The sequence below is a fragment of the Bacteroidia bacterium genome, assembly GCA_040880525.1.
Classification (GTDB): Bacteria; Bacteroidota; Bacteroidia; order CAILMK01; family JBBDIG01; genus JBBDIG01.
Window position 1 is genome coordinate 74,336 of the sequence record JBBDIG010000049.1, and the last position, 10,194, is coordinate 84,529.

Annotated in this window: 2 protein-coding genes; one reads left to right on the plus strand and one right to left on the minus strand. The window is 47.0% G+C overall.

Translation table 11 applies throughout. The features are described from left to right. Nucleotides 1-191: 191 nt before the first annotated feature. Nucleotides 192-8,420, minus strand: a complete 8,229-nt coding sequence (locus WD077_13920) for a PKD domain-containing protein (protein MEX0968329.1) — start codon at nucleotides 8,418-8,420, stop codon at nucleotides 192-194. Nucleotides 8,421-8,566: 146 nt separating this feature from the next. On the opposite strand from WD077_13920, the gene WD077_13925 reads away from it, so the two are divergent. Further along, nucleotides 8,567-9,697, plus strand: coding sequence for a PorP/SprF family type IX secretion system membrane protein (locus WD077_13925; protein ID MEX0968330.1), 1,131 nt, complete (start codon nucleotides 8,567-8,569; stop codon nucleotides 9,695-9,697). Nucleotides 9,698-10,194 lie beyond the last annotated feature (497 nt).

Here is a 10,194-nt window from a genome sequence, read left to right on the forward strand (position 1 = left end):
TGTTCAATCCTTAAATAATGAAAAAAGCCAGGTAAACAAATAACGATTTTCGGAACGATAACCTGCATTCCGTTTAAAAGTTGGTTGAAGCTGAAACTGCAAGAAATACACGTTCCCTGAAATGAGAAATGCCTTATACTGAAGCATAAGGCTTTTCTCTGAATTTACTGTTGTAATATGCAGGGAGTATCCTACCTGATCAGCGTTACCGAGCCGATTTTCTTTTTCGTTCCATTGCTCAGGGATTGCCCTTGCCATATTGTGCCGTCTTCAAATGTTGCACTGGCTTTCCAGATGTAGGCGTCCTGGTGCATCAGCTTGCCCTGGTAGTAGCCGTCCCAGCCTTCAGCCGGGCGGCCCAGGTCATCCAGCGCAGTGGATTCCCACAGCAGTTGGCCCCAGGCCGTAAAGACGCGGATCTCATATTCAACCATGCCCACGCCTTTGGGATGGAACAGCCGTACTCCTTCAGGACCGGTTTCCGGTGTAAAGGCATTTGGGATCCACAAGCCTTTGAAGAAATCCACATCCAGGGTTTTACGTGCCGTATCCAGGCAACCAAAATCTGAAGTTGTGTATAATATGATCTGGTAAGGCCGTGCATATTCATACCGGTGTTCGGGATGTTCTTCTTCGCTTGTTGCGCCATCGCCAAATTCCCACAGATAGCTGCTGGCGTCAGTTGACAAATTCCTGAATTCAACTCCTCCATGCCTTTGCTGGTCGTTCAGTTCCGTCATTTCAAAGTCGGCCTCTGGTTTCGGATAGACTTCAATCCCGGAGTGCATCAGGGTATCCACACAGGAACCACCACTCTTCACGATCAGCATCACGTCATAAGTTCCATCATCATAATAGATATGCGTGGGGCTGGCTTCCTGAGAAGAATCGCCATCGCCAAAAAACCAGCGGTATTCGGTAGCATCTTGCGTACGGTCGCTGAAGGTTACTGGCAGTGGCTGGCAGCCTTTGGCCGGATCAATATCAAATGCCGCCTCTGGCCGTGGGTACAACGTAAAGGGCTGCGCAGTGCTGTCAAAACATGAGTATTGATTTGAAACCTTCAGACTCACGGTATAAGTACCCAGCGTGTCAAACTGTACGCCCGGTTCTTTCAGGAAGCTGGTTTGGCCATTGCCAAAGTCCCACTCGTAAGTAGTGCCGCCCTCTGAACTGTTGATAAAGTTCACTACGGCCGGAGCATCGCAGCCGCCACCATTTAGTACGGAAAACCGGCTCTCTGGTTTGGGATCTACCTCGATGGTTACAAATCCGGTATCTGTACAGCCAAGATCATTGTAGGCGATAAGCTGCACATAGTGCGTTCCTGAATCCTGAAAGGTATGCACCGGTTCATCCTTGCCGGAAGTATTTCCATCGCCAAATTTCCAGACATAATATTTTGCTTTCACGGAGAAATTCCTGAAGTCTACCTCCAGAGGCTGGCATCCGCGCTGGAAGTCAGGAAATACTTCGGCTACTGGTCCTTCAATGATCTGGATAGTATCCATCACGGAATCTGTGCATCCGAATGTCTGCGTATGCGCCACCAGTTTCACCAGGTAAGTTCCGGGATGTTCGTACCGGTGCTGTGGTGAGCGGTCATGCGTACTATGGCCATCACCAAAATGCCAGGTACTGCCTGAAAGGTCTGGTGTGCGATTCGTGAAAGTGATAAGTTCGCCATCGCAGCTTTTCAGCTTATCAATGCTGAAATCCATTTGTGGCTTCGGATGTACCCGCACTTCATAGGTGGCCGTATCATAGCTACAGCCATTGTGAACGAACTGCCTTACCGTGTAAGTTCCGCCTTTCTTAAAAGTATGAACCGGGTTTCTGTCTGAAGAAATATTGCCGTCCCCAAAATCCCAGGAAACGCTCGTGGAATTGCTGCTCAGATCAGAGAAATGAACTGTAACCGGTGTGCATCCTTCGGTAGTATCAATGTTAAAGAATGCCTTTACATTGTTTGGCGTTACCGTAATTTTCTTCGTAAAAGTATCCCGGCCGCAGTTATTCCAGGCGATCAGGCTAATGGTATATGTCACCTTTTGCGAATCTGCATAGAATACCTGATCAGAAGGATCTTTTTGCGTACTGATGCGCCCATCGCCAAAACTCCAGTAAAAGCTGTCAGCATTGCCGATGGTGAGATTATTAAATTTCACGCTTAGCGGAGAACAGCCATTGTTCAGATTGGTACCAAAGAAAGCTGTAGGCAGCGGATAGATCCGTACTGAATCCTGGTGCGCATCAACGCCACACTTATTCTCTACCCGGAGCGTGATGGCGTAAGTTGTATCATTATTCTGCTTCTTCACATAATCCACATTATTGGGCGTACGGACTAGGCTGCTGTCTCCGGTTCCAAAGTCCCAGATATAGTTGAGGAAACGACCGGTGCTGGTGTTGTCAAAACTTACATTTAGATCCGCACACCCTGAATCCGGCTGCAGCGTGAAAGAAGCCGTTGGCGGATTTATAACAATCGCAGTTGGCCCGGATGCCGTGTCTGTACATCCGGCATTGCTGGAAGCCACAAGGCGAACGAAATAACTTCCCGTGTCAGCATATTGATGAGAAGGACTTGATGAATTATAGACAGCGCCATCACCCATGCTCCAGAAATAGTTGCTGGCACCCGTGCTGTTGTTTATTAATTGAAATGAAACATTCCGGCATTGCTGCGTATCAATGGCAAAAGAAGCATTGGGTTTCGGGTTTACTACTACCGATTTTTCTGAAGTATCGGTACAGCCGGTGCTTCCATCGGAATAAATATACCTTACGGAATGTGCCCCGGTTCCTGCCGCTGCCGGATCAAAGGTGCCCGCTGCCGAATCTGTGATCCCGGTTCCGGTCCAGTAGCCCCCGGCAGGTGTATAGCCACTAAAATTAATGATCCCGGCATTGATACATACCGTATCGTTTTGTCCGGCATCCACCTGCGGAAATGGAATGACCACCACAGGTTTTGTAGCTGAATCTTCACATCCTGTGGCAGGAATTGTATAGTGATAGGTAAGCGTGAACGTACCGGCCCCGGCAGTTGCCGGATTAAAGATACCGGCAGAATCCAGTGCTGTTCCCGTCCAGTAGCCGCCCTGCGGAGAAAAGCCTTGCATGGCGGTTGGGCCTTCATTGAGACAAATCGTGTCCGGTATTCCGGCATTCACTACCGGCAAAGGATGAATAACCACTGGCTTCTCCAGCGTGTCCAGGCAGTTTTTATCAGAAATTATAACCAGCTTACTGATAAATGTATCCGCCACTCCATATTGATGTCCGGGATTAGTAGCCGATGAAGTATCGCCATCTCCAAATGTCCATTCATGTTGCATCGTTCCTGCACTCAGCGTGCTGTTGCTGGTAAACTGCGTTGTCTCTCCAAAGCAAACCGGTGGCGCGGTATAGGCTGCCAATGGTTCGGGATGGACATCCACATGTTTTAACAGAGAATCCTTACAGCCTTCAGAGGAAGTGGCCATTAATTTTACTGAATAATTTCCGGCTCCCTGGTAAGTGGCCGATGTATGCGTAGCGGTATCTGAAGTACCGTTTCCTAAAAACCAGAAATACGAGAGTGTTCCTGAAGGGATGGAAGAGCTGTTCGTAAATTGGAAATCCTGGACGTCAAAACACTGAGCAGGGTCATTCACTGTAAAATCCGCATCCGGCATGGGATGAACGATTACATCTGAAATGGAAGTGTCGTTACAGCCTTCGGAGGTTGAGGTGATGAGCGAAACCTGAAATGTGTCTGCCCGGAAATAGTTCTTCACAGGGTAGGCGGCAGCAGAAAAGGAACTGTCTCCAAAATTCCAGTAATAACTGCTTCCTCCTGAACTCTGATTACTAAATCTAAATATGTTACCGCTGAAACACTGCTCATCATCCGGAATATTAAAAGTGGCGACCGGCATTTGCATGAGCCTTACATTCTTTGATGTTGAATCTTTACAGCCCAATGTTGAAACGGCCACAAGCTTAACCGGATAGGTGCCGAGGCTGCTGTAGCTATGGACAGGATGCGTGGCGGAAGAAGTATCGCCATCTCCAAAGGTCCAGAGATAAGCAGCCGATCCGCTGGCTATTGAGGTTTGATTTGAAATTTCAAATGAATTACCCTCTAAACATTGTGTACTGTCATTAATCGTAAATGCTGTGGCAGGAACGGGATGTACCATTACTTTTTGCACTAGGGTATCGCGGCAGTTGTTGCCGGTGGTTACGATGAGGCGAACGTTGAAGCTGTCTGATCCTGAATATTGGCGTGAAGGATTTTGTGAACTGCTCCAGCCTCCATCGCCAAACTCCCAGCTCCAGTTGTTGATGGCACTGCCACCGCTCGTGGAACTGTCAGCAAAGTAGGTGGTGCCGCCTTCGCAAATTTCATTGGCGGCAAAGCCTGCCACGGGTTTATGATAGACGGTAACCGGCTTTTGCAATGTATCAACGCAGCCGGCATTTGTCGTTACGACTAACATTACGGAATCTGTGCCTGCTGATCCAAAAGCATAAGCCGGATGCCGGATCAATGAAGTATCTCTTCCGCTGAACAACCATTCCCAACTGTTAATATTTCCTGCGCTGACGGTTGAGGCATCCGTAAACTGGGTGCTTCCGCCAAAGCAAACGGCAGGCGCTGAAAAATCCGCCACCGGCATGGGTGATACTACCACCGGCACTGAAACGGAATCCGTACATGAATTGCCTGAGCCGCCTTTCAGCATAATATTATAAGTACCCGGGGCGCTGAATGTCTTGGATGGGTTCGCTGAATTTGAAGCCGTCCCGTCTCCAAAAGTCCAGTTGAATACATTCATACCACTCACTGTGGGTTGAAAGGAAAAACTGTGGCCATCATAGCACTGCACCGTATCATTAATTGAAAATGCCGGTTCCAGATTCGGATCTACAGTTACAACTCTTGCGAATGAATCAACGCAACCTTTATCAGAGGTGGCAATAAGCTGCACGGTAAAACTGCTGTCATTATAATAGGAATGTTGAGGATGTGTGGAAGTTGAAGTATAGCCATCGCCCATGCTCCAGGAATATGAAAGGCTTCCGGGGTTGATGGAACTGGTATTGCTGAACTGAAAATCATTGACTGTAATACATTGAACGGGATTATTAACTGAAAATCCTGCTGAAGGCATGGGGTGTACAACAACCGGTTTCTCAACTGAATCAAGGCAGCCGAATTCATTCTCCACGATCAACCGTGCGGTAAAGTTGCCGGCATTTGAGAAGGATTTCGTCACTGAAGTATCATTTGAGGTGGTATTGTCGCTGAACTTCCAGATAAAACTTTTGCCGCCTGTGCTGCTGTTGATAAAGCTGAAGCTGTTTCCGGTCCGGCACTGCGCTGAGTCAGGAATAGCATATCCGGCTACAGGCATTGGTCTGAGTTTTACCGTGTCAGATATTGAATCCACACAACCTTTATCTGAAGTGCCAAAAAGCCTGATCTCAAAACTATCTACCGAGGCATAGTTATGAACGGGGTTCACCATTGCCGAAGAATCGCCATCTCCGAATGTCCAGAGATAATTGATAAAACCGGATGCAATCTGTGATTGATTGTTGATCACGAAGTTGTGTCCACGGATACATTGCTCATCGTCATTAACAGCAAAACTCAGTAGCGGCAAAGGATCCACGATCACATTTTGTGTGATGGTATCGCTGCAGCCATTTCCGGTAAAAACAACCAGCGTTACCGCGTAGGTGCCTCCGGTATCATAAGGATGCAGCGGGTTCTGAATGCTGTCCACGTTTCCGTCTCCAAAATCCCAGAACCATCGGTTGATGGTCCCGCCTCCTGCCAGCGATGATCTGTCAATAAAAGTGATGGTATCACCGGCACATTTTGTATTGGCATCAAAATCCGCTGTGGGTTTGAACCCAATATCCAGAGAGGTTCTGGCGCTATCGCGGCAGCCTTCAGCGCTTTCTACCCAAAGTATCGCCTGATAAGTGCCGGGTGAGTTATACGCATATGAAGGATTTGCCAGTGTGGAGGTATCACCCGTTCCGAAGTGCCAAACACGGCTTGTGATCGTTCCACTGCTGATGGAAGAGTTATCGTAGAAATAAGCGCTGTCTCCGATACAAACAGGTGAAACCATCATCCCGGCATCCGGCTGTGGATTTACAATTACGGGTTTTATAACGGTATCCCTACAACCATAAATGCTGGTGGCAATTAAGCGCACCTGGTAGGTACCCGTATTATTATATGATCTTGAAGGATTTGCCTGAGTAGATGTCGTGTTGTTCCCGAAATTCCACCTGTAAGTCAGGCTGCCGGTATTTACTGTGGAAGTATTGGTAAACTGAAACTGGTTTCCTGTACGACACTGCGAAGGATCACTAATGGCAAAATCAGCCTGGGGTCCGGTTTCAATGTTAAAAGTCTGGCGGGCGGTATCTGTGCCGCATTGATTTGTTACTACCAGCAAAGCAGTATATGTCCCTGTAAAAGCATAGTGCACGGTATCAGGATTGGCAACGTTGGAAAACCCCGGGCTTCCGCCAGGAAATGTCCATGCTATACTGCTGATGGTGCCGTTGCCGTCATAGATATTAGCCGTAGGCGCCATGGCAAATGGCAGGCAACCATCACTGATAGGATTAATACTGGCAACCGGCCTGCCCATGATCTCTACGGTATCTGCAATGGTATCAACACCGCAATTATTTTTGATTGCGAGGGTAATAATATAGGATCCACCGTCTGTAAATACTACCCGTGGATCAGGCGCAGAGTCTGAAGCAGCAGTATCCAGCATCCAGCCGGTATTGGGGCTAATGATCCATTTCCGGCTAATGTTTCCGCCTGTGGAAGTATCATTCAGATCCACTGTGATGGGTGTACATCCATTGGGTGAGGAGATGTTTTTCTCAAAGCCGGCTTTTGGAATATCGGTTACCAGCACCGAACCTTCCATAGAATCGGCTCCGCAACTATTGCTCACCAGCAGCTTCACTTTATATACACCTGCTGAATCATAGGTTTTGTGAGGATTGCTTCCGTTGGAAGTGGTGCCATCACCAAAATCCCAGGTGAAGTTTTGAGAACCTGAACCTGTTGCACAATTAAGCCCCGTTCCATAAGAACTGTTATTGGTAAAATCCAATGTGTCCTGCCTTGCGCAAACGATAAGATTGGTGGTGTCAAAATCAGCCTTTGGCTTTTCGAAGATTTTAATATTATTAACAAAAGCAATTGTGGTATCGCAGGCATTTCCGGCTTTTACTCTTACGACATAGCAATTATCGCAGCCGTAGGTTGACATGTGGTTTTGGCCGCAGGATGTCTTGGTAAAGGTGTGATAAATGGTATCCTGTCCCTTTGTCCAGTCCCATGAGGTTACCGGAGTGCCATCTCCAAAATCCCATATAAAAGTGGTGGTTGCGGTAATATTTTTTGCATCCAGCTTAAACCAGAAAGTTTGTGGAGCACAACCGGAAGTATTTCCGGGAGACAAAATCCCGACACTCGGATTTGTTTCGTTGATCACCGTATCCCTGAGCACTCCTACGCAGCCGTTCACGTTCACGGCCTCCACTTCCATGGCGTATACGCCAAAGCCCTGGTAGGTATGGCGCACCTGGTTAAAATTGTTTATGAGCGTATCGGGCGTTCCATCTCCCCACTTAAAGCGCCAGGAAGTAATGGTGCTGTCAGTTGATTTATTATAAGGACATATTTCATAGGAAGCGTTGGAAGCATTTCCAAAACACGAAACGAATGGTGAAAAGACGTTGCAGCTATCATCAATGTATGGCATAGGGCGCCTTATTACGTGTACCGTATCAGTAAAAGTATTGACGCAGCCGTTCGGATCCGTTACTTGCAGAGAAACCAGAAAAGAGGTATCGCCAGGTCCGATGGCATCAAATATATGTACCGGATGATCGTCTGTAGATGAATCGGCAGCACCGGAACTGGTATCGCCAAAATTCCACAAATACTCATTATTTAAATAAGGAGCCACTGGGGAAAAATCTATATCGAGTCCCGCGCAGGCATGATCCGGTGTAAAGTTGAATTCTGCATCGGGTGCAGAGGTTACCCTTACATTTATGGTGATGGAATCAATGCACGAGTTGTCGTAACGGATGAGTGTAACCGGATAAATACCGGCCAGAGCAAAAGTGTGAGAGGTTGTGTCCATAATTGTAGAATCCCAGGCCGTGCTGTCATTCCACTTCCAGACGTACTTGCCAATATTACCTCCATCCGAAATAATAAAATCCGTTGGCATTCCCTGGCAAACCGGGTTTACGTTGTTGAAAGTCATCGTTCCGGGACAACTCGCAACGGAAGCCGTATTGGAGAAAGCAAAAAAAATGAGAGCCGAAACGGCCAGGAACCGGCTGATTTTAAGCTGTAAAAATCCCATATCCATTGGTTAATTATTTTATGTCTGATAGTGCAGTACAATGTTATTATGGATATGAAAATGTTTCCTGCGGGATTGAATTCAATTCTTACAGGGGTAAGGACCATGCGGTGATTTCCTCTAATAGAAAGTATGCCCTGAATACTTTTGAAATGGGAAAATTATTAAGCATCATGAACAAAACCTTTCTATTAATTGCGGCAGGTATTTTCGGACTTCTGCACTCGGCTCACGCGCAGGATCCTACCTTCACGCAGTATTGGGCAAATCCAATTTATCTGAACCCGGCATTTGCCGGAGTCAACGGAGTCACGCGCGTATCAATGAATCATCGAAACCAGTGGAACTATGTGCCCGGCCAGTACGTAACAAGCTCGGCTTCTATTGATATGAAGACCTGCAACTGGAACAATATCGGGATCGGGCTGCTGGCCTGGCGCGATACAGAAGGCGAAGGGCTGCTCAATACCTCAGCAGCCAGTTTCGTATTTAATTATATGATCCAGAATGAAGGGAAATACCAGGTGAGTTTTGGCCTGCAGCCTACGCTCACCAACAAAACGCTGGACTGGGAGCGGCTGGTATTCAGTGATCAGCTCGATCCTGTGTTTGGCGTTAACCGCCCTTCTGCCGGAGAGGCTCCGGCCATTGACAGCCGCTCATTCTTTGATTTCTCAGCAGGAATAATGTGGAGATTCTTTACCCGTACAAAAAACCGGGACGATCTCTACAGCAATGTCGGCTTGGCTGTAAATCACATTATGCAGCCCAATGAATCAATCCTGGGCGAAGATTCCAAATTGCCGTTGAGGCTCACTGCACATGCCGGAACTGTAATACCCATCAGCAATTACAGAGCACAGAAAAAAATTGCCCTCGTTCCGCACGCAAAACTGGAATTTCAGCGGTTTGATAATGTGGGCCTCAAAAACACCATCAGCGAATTTGACGCTGGTTTTTATATAATGCGTGAGCCGGTACTTTTCGGATTGAATTATCAATCCAACACCAACTTTAATTTTAAGAACGGGAAAGCCGTATCGGTGGTGGCCGGATTAAAAGGCGTATTCAGCAACAGTTTCAATTATATGATCTCCTACAGCTATGATATTAATGTAGCAGGATTAAGCCGCAGCAATGTCGGCACGCACGAAATTGGCCTCACCCTGATGTTTGATGAAGTTTGCTTCATCGGCTTCGGTGGAAAGAATGGGCCGGGTGGCAGCAAAGAACCCCGGAAATGTTTCGATTATAAAAAGAAGGGCATTATCCCGATTTTCTAGTCGTGCCGCGTTTTAGCTATCTTAGTTGTACCGTATCGGTCCTGCCGAAAAACAATGTGCCTTTCGCAGTATGGTGTCATTATCGTTTCACAGCGTTTTTTATTTAGCTTGCGTTTTTCAGAGCGTAGCGCAAGCTAATAAATAGAGCCACCACAGCCATTGATTCATATATAAATGGAGGATTCTCCACATCATAGTGCGAGCATTCGCTCGTACCTTCCACGAAAGGCTGATGCAGCAGTTATTGTAGCTATAACGGAGAGTATATACTACCTTTCATCCATGAATCAAAAATGCAAATTTCATGGTCAGGAAAAGCTGTACTTTATTAGCTTCGCAGTGTTTTGTGGCCGACCCCCATTATTGGTTATACAACAGTGCCTTGGAGTACAACTGTGAAAAAAAGGGCTGCTTGAGGGGATTAAGTTGATTGCTTATAGCCGGTGTCTTGTCCTGAAATAGGTTTACACTAAACGTAAACCCAAACATGGAAAGAT

Coding starts and splice junctions, on each gene's coding strand:
- WD077_13920 (MEX0968329.1), bottom strand. CDS start 8,420: ATGGATATGGGATTTTTACAGCTTAAAATCAGCCGGTTCCTGGCCGTT.
- WD077_13925 (MEX0968330.1), top strand. CDS start 8,567: ATGGGAAAATTATTAAGCATCATGAACAAAACCTTTCTATTAATTGCG.